The organism is Mucilaginibacter frigoritolerans (genome assembly GCF_007830615.1).
Classification (GTDB): domain Bacteria; phylum Bacteroidota; class Bacteroidia; order Sphingobacteriales; family Sphingobacteriaceae; genus Mucilaginibacter; species Mucilaginibacter frigoritolerans.
Window position 1 is genome coordinate 430,296 of record NZ_VLLI01000001.1, and the last position, 17,010, is coordinate 447,305.

At 37.6% G+C, this 17,010-nt stretch carries 10 protein-coding genes and 1 tRNA gene; 3 read left to right on the forward strand and 8 right to left on the reverse strand.

What is annotated here, in order from left to right:
- Positions 1-16: 16 nt before the first annotated feature.
- From JN11_RS01785 to JN11_RS01800, 4 genes are all read right to left on the reverse strand, one after another.
- The gene (locus JN11_RS01785) at positions 17-5,146 is read right to left on the reverse strand and encodes a translocation/assembly module TamB domain-containing protein (protein WP_144909034.1); all 5,130 of its coding nucleotides are present in this window, start codon (positions 5,144-5,146) and stop codon (positions 17-19) included.
- Positions 5,147-5,321: 175 nt separating this feature from the next.
- Positions 5,322-6,584: a type IX secretion system plug protein gene (locus JN11_RS01790; RefSeq protein WP_246138924.1), complete on the reverse strand. Its 1,263-nt coding sequence runs from the start codon at positions 6,582-6,584 to the stop codon at positions 5,322-5,324.
- Between the two features lie 89 nt (positions 6,585-6,673).
- Positions 6,674-8,599: an ABC-F family ATP-binding cassette domain-containing protein gene (locus tag JN11_RS01795; protein WP_144909036.1), complete on the reverse strand. Its 1,926-nt coding sequence runs from the start codon at positions 8,597-8,599 to the stop codon at positions 6,674-6,676.
- Between the two features lie 177 nt (positions 8,600-8,776).
- A complete protein-coding gene (locus JN11_RS01800) occupies positions 8,777-9,535 on the reverse strand; it encodes an SGNH/GDSL hydrolase family protein (protein ID WP_144909038.1) in 759 nt (252 codons plus the stop codon).
- A 190-nt stretch (positions 9,536-9,725) separates the two neighbouring features.
- Here JN11_RS01800 and JN11_RS01805 point away from each other — a divergent pair, with 190 nt between their 5' ends.
- Positions 9,726-10,772 (forward strand): quinone-dependent dihydroorotate dehydrogenase, encoded by a 1,047-nt coding sequence (locus JN11_RS01805; protein WP_144909040.1) that lies wholly within the window; start codon positions 9,726-9,728, stop codon positions 10,770-10,772.
- A 133-nt stretch (positions 10,773-10,905) separates the two neighbouring features.
- Here the strand turns inward: JN11_RS01805 and JN11_RS01810 are convergent, their stop codons facing one another.
- The 3 genes from JN11_RS01810 to JN11_RS01820 form a co-directional block, all read right to left on the reverse strand.
- The gene (locus JN11_RS01810) at positions 10,906-11,082 is read right to left on the reverse strand and encodes a spore protein (protein ID WP_144909042.1); all 177 of its coding nucleotides are present in this window, start codon (positions 11,080-11,082) and stop codon (positions 10,906-10,908) included.
- Positions 11,083-11,112: 30 nt separating this feature from the next.
- Positions 11,113-11,183, reverse strand: a tRNA-Cys gene (locus tag JN11_RS01815).
- A 46-nt stretch (positions 11,184-11,229) separates the two neighbouring features.
- On the reverse strand, positions 11,230-11,979 hold the full coding sequence (locus JN11_RS01820) for a TrmH family RNA methyltransferase (RefSeq protein ID WP_144909044.1): 750 nt from the start codon (positions 11,977-11,979) through the stop codon (positions 11,230-11,232).
- On the opposite strand from JN11_RS01820, the gene tamL reads away from it, so the two are divergent.
- The gene (gene tamL / locus JN11_RS01825) at positions 11,970-14,348 is read left to right on the forward strand and encodes a translocation and assembly module lipoprotein TamL (RefSeq protein WP_144909046.1); all 2,379 of its coding nucleotides are present in this window, start codon (positions 11,970-11,972) and stop codon (positions 14,346-14,348) included. The genes JN11_RS01820 and tamL overlap by 10 nt on opposite strands.
- A 150-nt stretch (positions 14,349-14,498) precedes the next feature.
- Positions 14,499-15,674, forward strand: a complete 1,176-nt coding sequence (locus JN11_RS01830; protein WP_144909048.1) for an NHL repeat-containing protein — start codon at positions 14,499-14,501, stop codon at positions 15,672-15,674.
- Between the two features lie 556 nt (positions 15,675-16,230).
- Here the strand turns inward: JN11_RS01830 and JN11_RS01835 are convergent.
- A complete protein-coding gene (locus JN11_RS01835) occupies positions 16,231-16,770 on the reverse strand; it encodes a hypothetical protein (protein ID WP_144909049.1) in 540 nt (179 codons plus the stop codon).
- Positions 16,771-17,010 lie beyond the last annotated feature (240 nt).

Genomic DNA, 17,010 nt, shown 5'->3' on the forward strand with positions numbered 1-17,010 from the left:
ATTTGATGATTATTTTTTAAGGCTGATTTGCTGGCTGCGCCTGTGTTGACAGGGAGTCGGCTTTTTTATCAGTTTCCTTTTGTTCCTCTTTTTTCTTTTTTTGTTCCTGATTGTATTGTTTTTCCTCTTGCTTTTCGGCTTTCGATTTTTTGGCGAAAATTTCCTTAAACCGATTAAAATCATAAGTGAACGTAAAGCCCACACCTGTTTCCACTACTTCGCCTTCAATAACAATAAATTCATCACGACGATACGCCCTTACTATATAACGCCCATCTTTTGTTATTTTATAATTTACAGAAACATTGCCGGCAATATCCGATGTTTTTTGCCCGGGTTGATTTTGTCCTTCCAGATTAAAGTTACTGCCAACTGTTACCGTCACCCTGTCATTTAAAAACTGTTTTGATAATCCTACGTTCAAATCCGTTCGGTTTTGTTCTGTCCCGGTTGAATAATCTGCGCCCGAAGTAAGATCAAAACTTAGCTGGACACCGCCAATAAGATTGCCAGCCAGTTTGTTTAACTGGTCGGATAGCAGACTGCTCACGCTATTCCGGAGCACTCCATTTACCGTGGTGTTACCTCCCTGGCTTTGCAATGGATTATCACCTATAAAGTGCCCCAACACCAAAACACCAAGCACTTGTTTATTCATTTCATTGGTATCCTGCCTTACCTGATCGAGCCTTGCATTTACAGTTGATATTACATCAGGCCCCACTGAATAACTGCTGTCAGGCAGTACTATATCAAAACTGATTTTAGGCTTTAGCAATTGATTTTTTAAATTTAAAGCAACATTAAAAGGCAATTTCTGCTTATACTGAGTTGCATTTTGTGTGCTACCCAACTGATCACTTACCAGATCAATAGGGGGTACGTTAGCAACGTAAATAGCAGTTAAATCAACAATGGCACTGGTTGGATCGCCTGTCCAGGTTATGGTGCTGCCTTTTTTAAAGAGGAATTTACGTTTTACAGTTGCATATGATAAGTTATAAGATCCCTGCTCAACTGTGTAAGTGCCGGTAAGATTTGTTTTTCCGCTTGGATCAATTCCTCCATTTAATTGTGCTTCTCCTTTTAGCTGAACCACATCTCCGTTTCCCGGGTCAATAACAATAGTGAAATTGGCGGCCTTGTTTATTTTTATGGTAGCCGAAACGTCAAGCCCTTTAACGTCAGATTTGCGCAGAGAATCCAGCTGTTTGGCTAAAAATATGGAATCGGCATTTGTAGCATTAGGGTTAATTACCTCAACTACACCTTCCCTGTCTTCAACACCGGGATCATCCTCTGGCAATACAATAGTTAAATCTGTTTTGTCATTTACGGTAATATTGGCATCAACAACCGGTTTATTCAAATTGCCCCTTATGGTAATATGGGTATCAATGAAAAGCTTACCATAATATAACTTGTTATCAGCCTGAGTGGAGTTTATTACCCTGAAGTTTTGGGCATCAATGTTTAGTCCGAATTTGAAATCAGTAAAGGTTTTGGTGTAAACTGTTCCGCTTATTATGGCTTTATTTCCAAGGGAATCAACCATCGTAAAATCATTAAACAAAATACCATCATTATTAAAGGAGATACTTTCATTTGGCATGGTAAAGTAGGAGTTAAGCATGCTAACGTTAAACCCAACTTTATTAAAATTAACATCACCCCTGATAACTGGTGCGCTGGTTGTGCCCGAAATTTTTAGCTGTCCATTTATGCTCCCTTTTGAGTTTCTGATGCTTCCGAAACTAAAGCCTTCAATACTTTTCATATCCAGATTCACAATATCAAGGTTCATATCAAAAGTGCCCGATGGCGCAGTATAATAAAGCCCTTTTAAATTAACCTGGTTGCCCTTTCCGCTAATGCCTATATCGGCTGAAATTGCGTTTGGCGTTTCATTATTCACTTTAATGGCTATGTTTCCAAGGGTGTCCCCTTTAAAACTAAAATCATGAATATCTAAATTGGCATTAAATTGCATTGCTTTTTGCAAGTCGCTAATATGAGTTTGTCCGTTTATGGTACCTCCAACCTGCAATGAATCCTGCTGGGCAGCTTGTGTGAGTGTTTCAATTTTAAAGTTTTTAAAATCTACTGTAATGGGTGCATTCATTTGCTGCGAATCGCTATTAATGCTCAATACCTGGTTATTACTGGTAATGGAAAAATCTTTGGCTAATAGCCCTTTATTTCCAAATTCAAGCGCATTGTCTTGATTTACTACCCATTGATCGTAGTTTAATATTAGTCCGTCTTTTAAAAAGCTAAACTGGTATTCATCTGGCAAAATACTAAAGACTCCTGCCAAACGATACCTTTCCTTTTTAGCTGCATCGCGGATTTGTATTTTTACGTTGAGTTTGTCGTTTTCTGCATTGCCTGTTATACTGGTGTACAAAAGATTAAGGGATGAAGATGCTTTTATCTCATCAACTGTTAAGCTGTAGTTAAGTGCATTTTGATCGGTATTAATAGCCAGTTTAGCATTATTTATAGTATTGGTTCCATAAACCACTTTGGGGATAGAGCCATTAACAGTAAGGTCACCTGTTTGACTATTAAAGTGCCCGCTGATTAATACTGGCTCCAGTGTTTTCAATGATGGAAAAAACTGTGCAGCTACAGGCGTTTTAACCACCCTGATATCAAATGCAAATTGCTGAGGCGAATAAGTTGGTTTTGTTTTAGCTGATGTATTTGCTTTATCCTTGTTAAAGTATTTATTCAATACATCCTGAATGGCCGGGCCAATTTCGGGTAGCTTATATTTCCCTGCCATATGGGCATTAAGCATTGGCGCTTTTAACCTTAAAGTGCTGCTGTCTGCATTGGCAGTCGAAACCAGGCTAATAGTATCTGATTTTACAACCCGGTTATCAATGGATAGAAGCAAGTCAGTAGCTTGTATGTTTGCATTAAGATAATTCGGGTCGGCAGTGGGGACATTGGCAACTATTTTACCGTGAAAGCGCATTTCTTCTTTTGAGAAATTTAATTTTTGCAGGTTAATGCTATCAACTAGCAAAGTGGCACTTACCGAAGGATATTGCTTGCTCATATCAGCCTTACCATCGAGGCTGAAACTAATATTAGGGTCTTTCAGGTTTGCTTTAGCTGTATAGTTTCCATTATGGGCAGTGCCTGATAACATTAGATTTTGATAATTATAACCTTTGATATAGGCCTTGGCGATATCTCCGTTAAATTTCAGATTTGCTTTTTTAGGATCAAGGCCTGTTCCGGAGATGGAAGTTGTTAATGTAACTGTGCCTATGGTTTGAGGCTGTTTAGTAAGAGTACCGATATTTAAATCATTTACTTTTACGTAGGCTGTATAAGCAGCGTTTGATTTGCTGTTGCCGTTTTTCATGTCCGCATTCAGGTCAATTGCGCCATAGCTTGAACGGAGTTGCATGTTCGTTTTAAAGTGATACATGCCACCTTTAAAAGTGCCTTTAAGGTTTAAATTGGTAGGGATGCTAACGGATGAAGGAATCATTCCTGGTGATACCAGTTTAGCTATATCATCATTTCCGGTATTAAAGTCGTTTATAGTTACATCAAACCAGGCTTTATTTACATTGGGCAATCCCCGCATTACTGCAGATGCTTTGATATGCGTTTTGCTTAGTCCGCTTATTTCCAGGTTAGGAATGCGCAGGTCATTTACTTTTCCAACAACACGGCCGTCTATTTTAAAAACGGCATTTGGGGCGCGTTTAAAAGGATCCATAGTAGCCATAGAGGGCATCAGCAGTAATAAATCTTTTAACCCCAGGCGACTACCATCTAAGTTAGCATTTACAAATAACTGGCCCAAATTAGTACTTAATGAAGCGATAGACGGATAGCTTACCTGTAATTGTTTTTGAATAACAGATTGAGGTGTTTCAACGAGAAGATCATTTAGGTACGCATTTTTAGGGCCGTACAGAAATGAAGTATGAAATTTTTTGATTGCCAGACCGCTCTTTTCGCTAAAGGTGAATGTGTTTATTTTACCTGAGATGGTATCAGGGCTGTAGGCAATGTTTTCTGCATCAACATTTAGGTCGCGGATATTCATGTGGGCAAAATCAAGGCCTTTAGCTATAGGTTTTTGCGCATTATTATCAAACTTAATATTATCATTGCTGAAGCTTATTCTTCCTAATGAAGCCCGCCATCCTTTACCACTCTGTGGTGATGCCACTAGGGTGTCCAGCTTTTTAACTGCTTTTACCACTGTTTTTTTAACAGACTGAGGTTGGGCGAATGCTAGGGAAGCTTTAGTATCATTTAACTCAATACTTTTAATACCAACATTTTGGTTCTTCAAATCGATTTTATCTATCTGCACCAACAGCTTACCCAATCCAACCTGCGTGGTCATGTTATTGCTTTGGTAGTCAACTTTTACTTTTGATATATCAATTGTGCCTAAGTTGATAACCATGCTGATAGGTTTGGTAGCGGTATCAATAGGAACTATTTTAGTTCCTCCGGCTGTTACTGGCGATTGAATAATGCGCGCATCAATATCCGAAATGGTGATTTTTGGAATGGTAAATTTCATTTTATCCATATCAAAATCCTTGATACGGGTATCAAAATGTCCTAACAGAAATTTTATATCATTACCTGTAATGGCATCTTTATAGGAGACATTTATTTTATCGAGAATAACCTTATCAATAGAAAACTTCATGGTTGATGAAGTGTCGGTAGGTTTTACAGGCTTTTGCTGTTCCCCCGCAAAGGCTTTTATAATGTAATCAAAGTTAAAAGCACTGTCGGCCCCACGGTTAATATTAGTGGTAATGCCTTCCAAATTTATCTCATTAATCTCCACTTTATGGTTAAACAGCTCAAATAAACTGATATCAACTTTTAATTTATCGCCTGCTAAAAGGGTGTCTTTTTTCTGATCTTCAAAATAAACATCTTCTAAAACAAGCAACTTGGGTAGGCCCAATGAAATATGACCAATTTTAACTTTAGTGTGGATTTTACCCTGTATAAAAGTAACCGCTTTATCTTTTGCAAAGTTTTGGACTGCTGGTACCTGTATCAGTATTACTATTAACAGTATGAGAAATAAGACACTGGCAATTATCCAGAGAATTGTTTTAAGGGCTATACGTCCAAATCGTTCCAAGGGGATATATTTTTCAAGATAAAGATTATTTATATATATAATCAAATAACTGCCTGAAAAGTTTTTAGGATTTTAACGAAAATGCCATAAATATTTACTTATCAAATAATAAATAATAGCCTGAAAACTAGCGTTTAACAATTTGTTAGCGGCTAAATAATAAGATGCTGATTTTTTATTGCTTTTTTGTCGTATTTAATAGTGTATATCCCACTAATTCGTCCCAACGCGCGCCGGCAGGGTGATAATATACCAATAGCTGGTAATCATTTTCTGTTTGGAAAAAACTGCCCTCCAAGGCTGTATCATCCTGTTTGCCAGCTTTATCAACCCAAACATAAGTGTAATCATACACACCTTGTTTTAATAGAATACTGGCGGCAAATCTATTCTTGTCCGCATAATATACCATTTTGCTGTTATCATCCACTTTGTAATCATTAAACTGGCCAACAATATACGGGGTACCCTCGTTTGGCGACCTTTTTGTGTTCAGCGTAAAATACATATGTGCATAATCGGCATCGGTGTGCGGGTCTGTACCATCCTGGTTAAGAATATAAAAGGCGCCATTTAAATCATACGAAAAAGAATAATTGGGTTCGTTCCTGTCAGGGTCAGTTAATAAGAGGATGGTATTTGATGTATCCTCACGGGTAATGTGTAAAATACGCTCGGAGTTTAATTTTAAGGTACGGGTATCAAAATGCCTGAACTCGTTTCCGCCAGGGAAATCGTTAAGAGTAATGTCATTGTAAATGAGCTTGGTGCCCTGGATATAAGTAGGCTGATTATTTAATTGGGCTGTTTCGCTACGGGCATTCTGCATAATAATAGTACGGACATCATTCCCCGGATTTTGTACCCGCAAAGTGCCATAATCCAAAGTGAAGTTAATCTTTTGGTTTGTAAGACGGGTTGATACATCGCCTGATTGTACTATTTCAGCACTTAAAGCTATTTTAGGTCCGATTACATACATTCTGCGGGTAAGAATTGGTTTTGATGAATCATCTTCATAAACCTTTAAAATATAGTTACCTGCTATTTTAGGTGCAACGTTTTGGTTGGGTAGCTTAAGTTGATAGTGGGTGTATTTTTGTACAGTAGCTACGGAATAACTAAAATCGGTTATTTTATCGTCGGTATAGTTTTTCAGGTATTCGGCAGTTGATAGGTTAGATGAGTTCCAGTTCATATCGCAATGCTCTATTGTATAACTGAAATTTTTAGAGCCACCCTGCAAATCATCAAACGCAAGTAAAAGTTTATCGCCCGAGCCTAATGTAATTGCCGGAAACGACGATTGTTTTGCTGAATTATAAAATTCAACGCTTTTTATATTGGACTGAAATACGTTATTATCGTAAGTTGATTGGGCAAAAGTATTTGCGACAATAAGCATTAATAAAACGAATAGGGGATAGGTGTTTTTCATTGCAGTAAATTACTAAGCAATTAACGTAATTTACAACTATATTTTACTCAAAAAAAAATCTCCCGTTTAGAGGAGATTTTTTTTAATCATTATGCTTCCAGTTCCATTATTTGTTCGGCCAGGGCCTCCCATTTTAGCTGGATATGACCCAACTCCAGTTTCTTAGCATCATAATCCTTGTTCATTTCTTTCATTTTAGAAAGATCATTGTACAATTTTTCATCAGCTAATTTTGCTTCCAATTGTTTTATCGTTTTTTCAAGCTCTGCAATTTGCTCTTCCATTTTAGCCAGATCTTGGTTGAGTTTTTTTAATTGCTGATGTTTATTTTCGGATGGTTGTTTTGCCGGGGCAGTTTCTTTTTTCTCTTCCTTTTTAGGTTGAGGAGCAGGAGCCGCAGCTGTTTTTGGTTCAAGCTTGCGTTTGCTATTCCAAACATCAAACTCCGCGTAAGTACCCGGATATTGTTTGATTTTTTGATCTTCGATAAACCAGATCTTATTGGCAATATTATCAAGGAAATACCTATCGTGCGATACTACTATAAACGTTCCTTCGAACTGCTGTAAAGCCTGTATCAATATGTTTACTGATGCAATGTCAAGGTGGTTAGTGGGCTCATCCAGTACCAGGAAATTGGCATCTGCAGTTAGCGCCTTAGCTAGGGCCACACGTGATTTTTCACCTCCTGATAATACCTTTATCTTTTTAAATACATCGTCACCGGTAAACAAAAATGAACCTAAAATAGTACGTAGCTCAGTTTCTGAATGCTTTGGAGCAAAAGATTGTAACTCCTGCAAAGCAGTGTTTTCCAAATGCAGGGCTTCCAATTGGTGCTGTGCAAAAAACGTTTGCGATACGTTGTGCCCTGTTTCTGCCTTGCCAGTAAATTCTTTATCAGCTGCAGCAATAATACGCAGTAGGGTTGATTTACCTTTACCGTTAGCACCGATCAGAGCTATTTTGTCACCTTTTTCAATTACGGCTTCTGTGTCATTTAAAATATCAAGTGCAGGGTATTTTTTGGTGATGTGTTCCAACGTTACCACGTGCCTGCCTGATTGCTTGGTGAAACGGAAACTAAAGTTTACTGATGGGTTATCATCATCTACATCATCCACACGTTCCAGCTTATCCAATGCCTTGATACGCGATTGTGCCATTTTTGCTTTTGAAGCTTTGGCACGGAAACGTTCAATTAAGCGTTCTTCCTGTTTTATTTTTGATTGCTGATTTTTAAACTCACCGCGCTGAATTTCTTCACGCTGTGCTTTTTCTTCTAAATAAAAAGAGTAATTACCAGCATAAACGGTTAATTTACCCTTACGCGATTCTACCGTACGGTTAATTACTTTATCCAAAAACCACCTATCGTGCGATACGATAACGATAGCACCTTCAAAAGCTTTCAAATAATCTTCAAGCCACACAATTGATGGTAAGTCCAAGTGGTTGGTCGGCTCATCCAGCAATAAGATATCAGGTGCTTGCAAAAGAATTTTGGCCAGCATTACACGCATACGCCATCCACCCGAAAACTCACTCAATTTACGTTTGGTATCTGCTTCATTAAAACCTAAACCGGCTAAAATTTCGTGTGCCTTGTATTCAATATTGTAACCATCAAGTAGTTCAAACTCATGTTGTTTGTCACTTAGCTTATGTAAAAGGTCATCAGTATAGTCGGTCTCCAGCTTTTTAAGCAGGTTTTCAATCTCATCATGCAATTGGTTTTGGCGCTCAAAAGCCTCCATGGCCACGTGCAAAATATTTTTATCAGATGAGTAAGAAAGTAAATCCTGATTAAGGTAACCAATGGTCAGATCCTTAGCCATTGATATAGTGCCCGAGGTAGGTTTATAATCACCTACAATGATTTTTAAAAGAGTGGTTTTACCAGTACCGTTGGCGCCAATAAGACCAATTTTTTCCCCTGGTTTTATATGCCAGTTAGCTTCATCATACAGGGCCCGTGCACCAATCTCGAACGTAAGGTTATTTATAGCAATCATTTGGGCGCAAAGATACGATTTAAAGCCGAAGGCTTAAAATGGAGATTAGAGATAAGTTAATTAGAGGTTAGTTTTTTGACATCTAATCGAAAATGAAGGTTAGCGATTAGTTGATTGGAGATTACTTCTTGACTTTTAACCTAAAAACTAACCTCAAATCACTAATCTCTTACCTCTTTAGCGAACAGCCTCCATCCAGGTTTTTGCCATCAACGCTTCACCTGCAATACTGGGGTGTACCCCGTCAAGGCTCCAATAGGCAGCTGGGGCCACCTTTAAAGCCTGATCAAATGCTGACTGATAAGGTACAAAAGCAGCGTTATATTCATTGGCAATATCACGAGCTGCTTTTCTGAACAGATCAAATGTTGGATACCATTTTTCATCAACCGCTTTAACGCCTTTGGTGGCAAATGGCTCGCAGATAACTAATTTTATATTAGGTAAAGCCTGTTTGGTGCGGTCAATTAGTTTATGATAGTCGGTAATGTAAGTTTCAATAGTACCAGTGTAGCCACTGGTAAGTGTATGCCAAAAATCATTTACGCCAATGTGTATGCTCAGTACATTGGGTTTTAACGCAAGGCAATCTGCATCCCAGCGTTCAGCCAATTGGTAAACTTTGTTGCCGCTGATGCCTTTATTGTAAATCTGTAAGTTTTTATCCGGATGTTCCAACAGTAAATGCCCGGCTGCAAATATTACATAGCCGTTTCCCAAAGCACTGGTATTATTGGGTGTTGATTTGGAGTGATCGCGACCCCAGTCGGTAATAGAATCGCCCTGAAAAAGGATTACATCATCTTTATCAAGATGAACCTTTTTTATATTTTCTTTAACCAAAGCTGCTGAAACAAGTTCGGGTAATGCTAGTGCTGCAATGGTTCCCACTGCTGTGTTTTTAATAAAGTTACGACGGGTGTTTTTAGGATTCATAGTTTATATATGGTTCATAGTTGATGGATCATAGATCATGGCAGATGATGAAAGCTAATATAGATATTCTTTTATATACCCAAATTGGTTTACCAATTTGTTACAAACGGTTTTTGCTTCGCTATTAACCATGATCCATCAACTATGAACCAGTTACTAATTATGAATCAAAAAAAGTAACTTCGCGCCCATGTATTCTCTGATAAAACCTTTGCTTTTTAAGTTCGATCCGGAAGTGGTTCATTATTTTGTTACGGCTAATTTGAAGCGTTTTAACCGTTTTCCGGGTGGTGGTGCATTGAGTCGAGGCATTTGGGATGTTGAACATCCTTCACTCGAAAAAGAAGTTTTTGGTTTGAAATTTAAAAATCCTGTTGGTCTTGCTGCCGGGTTCGACAAAAATGGTGAACTGATGGGCGAAATGGCCAACCTTGGTTTCGGCTTTGTTGAAGTTGGAACGGTTACCCCCTTGCCTCAACCGGGCAACGAGAAGCCGCGTATGTTCAGGCTACCCAATGATGGCGGACTAATTAACCGCATGGGTTTTAATAATTTAGGGGTTGATGTGGTAGCTGAAAGGTTAGCCGCTTTTCGCAAAAATGCCAAAGGGAAGAACAAACAATTAATTATTGGCGGTAATATTGGTAAAAATAAGATAACTCCTAATGAGGATGCTGTAAGTGACTATATTAAATGCTTTGACCGTTTATTTGATGTGGTTGATTATTTTGTGGTGAATGTAAGTTCGCCCAACACTCCTGGGTTACGGGCCCTGCAAGAAAAAGAACCTTTAATGGCGTTGTTGAATACCTTACAGCAACGTAACTCAAAAAATGGTATCAGCAGGCCAATATTACTAAAAATAGCACCTGATTTAACCAATGAACAATTGGATGATATTGTTGAAATTGTACAGGGAACTGGTATCGCAGGTATTATTGCAACCAATACTACTATTAGCCGGGAAAATCTGGCATCACAAGATAGCCTTAAGAATGAAATGGGTGGACTAAGTGGAAAACCTCTAACACAACGTTCTACCGAAGTGATCAAATATCTTTCCGAAAAATCAAATGGTACTTTTCCTATTATTGGAGTAGGGGGGATTCATTCGGCAGAAGATGCTTTTGAGAAATTAAATGCAGGCGCGTCACTTGTACAACTTTATACCGGATTTATTTATGAAGGACCTGGATTGATTAAAAGAATTAATAAGAGGATATTGTCTGGTCTGTAATTTTTCCAGGTTTTAAGATAACATACTTTTCTATAATCTTAAAATCCGGAAATTATCACATAAAAAAATCCCACCGGTTTATCCGGCAGGATTTATATATCATTAAAAGCGAATTTAATTTCCTTTGAGGGAATTATTTTGCTGCAACTGCTTTTGCTAAAGCTGCGTTGTTTTTTGCTATCTGGCTGTTTTTAGGTTCAGCAGAACGGCTTCCTGGCTCAAGGTTGGTAGCCAGTTTCAAAAATTGTACTTCCAACCTGGAAGTAGTTTTGTTTTTCCTATCTTTTCTTTTTAAACGAGTAACGCCCATGGTGTTATTATTTTAATGTTTTTAATCTTGAGGTCGGGAGCGGATTCGAACCGCTGTAAAAGGTTTTGCAGACCTCTGCCTAGCCACTCGGCCACCCGACCCTTTTTCAAGGCTGCAAAAATAGTAAATATTTATTGTTGAACAATACTATTTGTACGATTTTCTATTTATTTCTGAACAAAATAATGCAGTTGCTATACCAACGTTCAGTGATTCGGCTTTTCCAGTGCGCGGAATAGTTATTGCTTTGTTAATTAACTGCTCAACATCAGGTCTTAAACCATTGCCTTCATTACCCATAACTATTAACCCTTCGTTGCCAAAATTGGTAGTATAAATATTTTCACCATTTAGCATGGCACCAAAAACAGGCAATCCAATTTGTGGCAATGTGGCGGTTAAATTTGTATAATGCACATTTATACGTGAAAGAGAACCCATGCTAGCTTGTACCACCTTGGGATTATAAACATCAACTGTATCAACCGAACAAATAATATTATTTATGCCAAACCAGTCAGCCGTACGGATAATAGTGCCCATATTGCCCGGATCTTGTATTCCATCTAATACCAATGTGAACTTTTGTTTAAGTTGTGTGTTAGTGAGGGCGGGCCATGCCGGTATTTTCACAAGTGCAATAATATCCTGAGGAGTTTTTAAACTGCTGATTTTTTGAATATCTGTAACAGAAATTTCACATAAGTTTATTTTTCGGGATAATTTCAGCATTTTTGGGTCGAATGACGCTGTATAATAAATAGCCTCAATGTGGTAAGAAGAATTAATAAATTCAATAACTGATTTATAGCCTTCAACCAAAAAAAGGCCATACTCTGCGCGCTCTTTTTTATGTTGTAAGGACTTTAGTAAACTGATTTGAGATTTTGAAAGCATATATAAAACCTAATGGTTACCGCCTTACAATATTAAGTATTCTTCTGCTCATTATGGTTTCGGGCTGTAGTTTAACGCGAAGGCTTAACGCTAACCAGGCTCTGGTGCGTAAAATAACCATTAAAGGAGTTTCTAATGAAGATTTTGCTACAGCTGCAGTTACTTATGTTGATAAGGGACAGCAGCCCAATAATGTTATTAATCTTCAGTTTTATTATATGTTCAGCAAAAACGGCAAAAGAGATATAGGCGAGCCCCCAGCTATTTTGGATAGTGGCCTTGTTGAGTTTTCACGCGTGCAAATAGAGCAATTTTTGCAAAATAAAGGTTATTTAAAAGCCAAAGTATCAGACTCCATCTACATAAAAAAGAAAAAAGCTGAGCTTATATTTACTGCAGTTGAAGGCCCTTTATTCAGAATTCGTAAAATTGATGACTCTATTTATGATAAAAACGTAAAAAATCTTTATATGGTTAATCGTCCGCGGTTTTCACATGTTCAGCCCGGAGGGCGTTTTGATACTGATAGCCTGGCTTATGATCGGGATGAGTTTTACACCATTATGAAAAGAAATGGGTATTATGATTTTTATCGTCAATATATTAATTATACCTACGATTCTACTTTTATGAGTAGTGTGGTTGATTTAAAGATGACCATTGATAATCCTATCGGAAAATCGACTCACCCCGTTTATACCATTAATAATACACTGATAACTATCGCTAACAGCTCTGGCCGAACAGTCGGTAAGGCAGATACCATTCAGGTAGACTCTCAATTCAGATTTGTTGATTTTTCGCACAAATTTAAACCAGGCCCGGTTATTACTTATATTTTTCAGCGTAAAGGTCAGTTGTATGATGTTGATAAGCAGACACTTACAACATCAAGGCTATCGGAGCTGAATGTTTTTAGAAATGTACCCAATCCAACCTATATCAAGTTGCCAGATAGTACCCATCGTTTGGATTCTAAAATAGATATTGTTCCTTTAAAACGGATGTCCGATCGGGTAGAGGGGGAGTTCCTTTTTAATGCTGGCCAATTTGGATACAATCTTGGTAATACTTTTACAGATCGTAACGTATTTAAAAGTGCTGCCATTTTACAAATAAAAGCTAATTGGAGCGTGTTGTTTGATAATAGTAACAATAAGACTAATCCGGGTGGAATTGAAAACCAGGATCTGAGGTTAGGAGCCAGCCTTATTTACCCGCTCATCATTTCGCCCTTTGATTTTGCATTGCCAGGCAAATATGGCGTTCCCCACACCACTTTTTCAAGCAACTACCAATTGTTTTATGAAAAGGGATTAGTGCAGCGCACAAGTATAACCAATTCTATTACTTATGATTTTGCAGAAACTGCCCGTAAACTGCATACGATAACACCTATAGATATTGAATTTTCACGTGGAGTTATAGACCCGGTTGCTGAGCAGGAATTATTATCAAAAAACTTATATGCTTACAGTTATCTTATAGGAAGAACCATTTTTACATCAGGAAGTCAATATACTTTTCAATATAATGCCATTGAACTTAATTCATATTCAAATTTTGTATACTTCCGTGGAAATGTAGATGTAGGTGGTAATACTTTAGCCTTATTAAGCAAAATTTTTAATACGCCACGGGATACTTCTGGATCACGGACGCTTGGAGGCAGGGCTTTTGCCCAGTATGCAAAAACGGAAATCGATTTACGGATATATCATAGTTTTGGAGGTGAAAGACAATTGATATTCAGGTTAAATCCGGGTATTGGTGTCCCTTATGGTAACAGTAATACCAGTAACTGGATATTTGAAAAGGAATTTTATACTGGCGGAGCTAATGATATGCGTGGATGGTTGCCGCGTACTCTTGGGCCCGGGCAATTTAATAGAGCTACATTTTATGGAACCGGATCGGGGGCTGATTCAATCAGGACAAGATTGAAATACCTTGACCAGTTTGGGGAAATTAAAATAGTATCAAACCTCGAATACAGGTATAAATTAGCAGATGATTTTTTTGGATCAAAGTTAAAAGGAGCAGTCTTTGTTGATGCCGGGAATGTGTGGCGTTTAAATAAACAACCCAATGACCCTAATGTTGAATTCAGGGTCGATAATATTTGGCAATCATCAGCAATGGATATAGGCACCGGATTACGGTTTGACCTTGGTTTTTTTGTATTTAGACTGGATGCTGCACTTAAGTTCAAAGATCCGCAATTTAATGGCAGTGCTCAGTGGGTGCTTATTGATCACTTTAATGAGCTATTCCATTCCGGATCATTTAAGGCAAACTATGCGGCCACCAATAGTGGAGATACCTATAACTTTTTACAATTGAATTTTGGTATAGGAATGCCATTTTAAGAGATTGATTAACCAGGAAAAGAAAATTTAAGCTGGATGATTTAAGTTCAAAAGTGATTATAATATAAATAGCAGAACTAATTTTCAAAAATGCGCGTTAAACCTATCTTTACCTGATTGAAATTTATCACATAAAGCCCCTAGTATAAAATGAAGTTATCGCCCGTAAAACAATTAGTTTATAGCATAATTCTGGTTTTTTCAATTGGGTGTGTTATTACAGCATGTACTAAAAAAACAATACCTCCTAATACTACTTATACAAAGTCAAAAGGTGATAGTACTACAACTAGCTTAGATAGTTTGCCAACATTTTATAGCCCTGCCGCTGTGGCAGTTGATGCCGCAGGCAATGTTTATGTTGCTGATTATGGGAATGACATGATCCGTAAAATAACTCCTGGCGGCAAAGTGAGTACACTGGCAGGCAGCGGAGTTCAGGGAAGCGTAAATGGTACGGGTGAGGCTGCATCTTTTAACCGACCCAGCGGAGTTGCTGTTGACGCAAACGGAAATGTATATGTAGCCGATGCCGGAAATAGCTTGATAAGGGAAGTTAGTGCAGCAGGTGTTGTAACAACTGTTGCCGGTGGCGATACAACCGGTGCAGCTAACGGACCGGGTGCAAGTGCTACCTTTAACTATCCTACTGGCGTTGCGTTAGATGCTGCAGGTAATTTATATGTGGCTGATGCCGGTAATAATTTGATAAGGTTAATATCAAATGGAACGGTTAGCATTTTTGCAGGCAGCCTTACAGATACTACATTAAATTTTAATAACCCTACCGGAGTAGCTGTTGATTTGAATAACAATGTTTATGTAGCGGGCTATCTTAATAATGATATATTAAAGATAAATCAAGCCGGTTTAATAGCAACATTTGCCGGTTCAGGTTCACCCGGATCTACAAATGGACAGGGAACCAACGCATCATTTTATTATCCAAGTAGTGTAGCTACCGATGCAGCAGGCAATGTTTACGTAGCCGATGAAGTTAATAATCTGATCAGAAAAATTACACCTAATGGTACAGTAACAACCCTTGCAGGCAACGGAACTGCCGGTGCCGCTGACAGTACAGGAACTGCTGCTTCCTTTAATGGCCCCGCAGGAATTGCAGTAGATGCCACAGGTAATGTTTATGTTGCCGACGCAAATAATAATTTAATACGCAAAATAACCGCAGCAGGAGTCGTAACCACACTGGCCGGCAGTGGTTTGGAAGGCTACCAAAATGGGCAGGCTGCTGTACGTCGAATCAAAACCATTAAAGTTACCATCCGTAAGTTGAACATGTTTGTTAAACCTAAAGGGCATTCATAACCATACCGAACCGCTTAAACAGTAGGTGTGCAATGCAAAGAAAGTTAATTAATCAATCAAACATTGGCGTTTACAGCAGCTTTATCCCGTTTTTTAAGAATATAAATTCTTAGGGAACAAATTGCGACAAAAACCAATAGGGTAGCTTCAATAATTAGGTGGATGAGCGGAATTCCTTCTGATCGGTTAGACAACCAAATACCAACTTCGGGTAGTATTGAACCAAACAGAGGAAAGCAAAGAAACATTCTTAATATTATTAATTTTTCCATAATTGATAACATTTAGTATGACAATACTAATTTATGGATTAAATCATTACGAAGGAGAAATAAAAAGAAACTAAATTAACTTTTGCAATAATTTTAATTTATGATTAAATATCTTTTAATTTTTTAATATTTAGTCAAAGTTCTACCTATGTGTTTTATGAAATATGTATCCGAAATTTCATAAAGTGTTAATTTACAGTAGTTATTGTTAAAATACATCGTCCGACAACCAGGTGTCTCGTTGCCGGATGAGGTGTAATTTAGTACGGGTTGGGTTGATTTTGCTAAAAAATATTCTTCAAACCATCAATAATGCTTTCAAAAAATGTTGGGATACTTAAACCATGATGATAATTGAAGAATACGAAAATGGCAAAAATAATAACAGCAAAAATGATAAAACGCTTAAACATATACGCCAATAAAATCAAGGCACATGGAATGGCTAGGAGAAGTATCCAACTGATATGAAGAGGGGTTAATTTATCATCATGTTTATAAACGTAATACAAAATGCCATGTGTGCCACTATCATTCTGATGTTTAGCATATATAAAGGTTGAGCGTTCAATTTTATGCCTGTAAAAGGCTGTCCCTTTATCAAAATTCAATTCTTCCTGAAATCCATTCATGGTAAAGCTAAATACGCCATTTACATTCTCGCGAATATTGCCGAGTGTATCGGTGGCCACAATGGCAACTTCATCTTTAGCAAAAGGGTTTTCTTTTACTACAAAATGGTTAATTGCCATTGTTATAGTATCAGCAAAGACAAACGCTGTTGAAATAAAGGTTAAACAAAAAACAAGAAATATTTTTTTCATAGTGAAGGATGCTTTTATCTTCTGGTAAAAATAATTATTTTATCATGACGCCCTGATGATGTGAAACGTTTTATTGAATGAATGGTTTAGCTTATTGATTTATTTGTAGTAGTTTAATATAAGGTGTTTATGAAATAAATATAGGCTTGTTTAAACTAATGTTATTTTATTTATCTAAAGTATACAAACAATTTGTAGAATTGGGCGTAAACATAATTAACCAAATAGAAGCCAGATTCT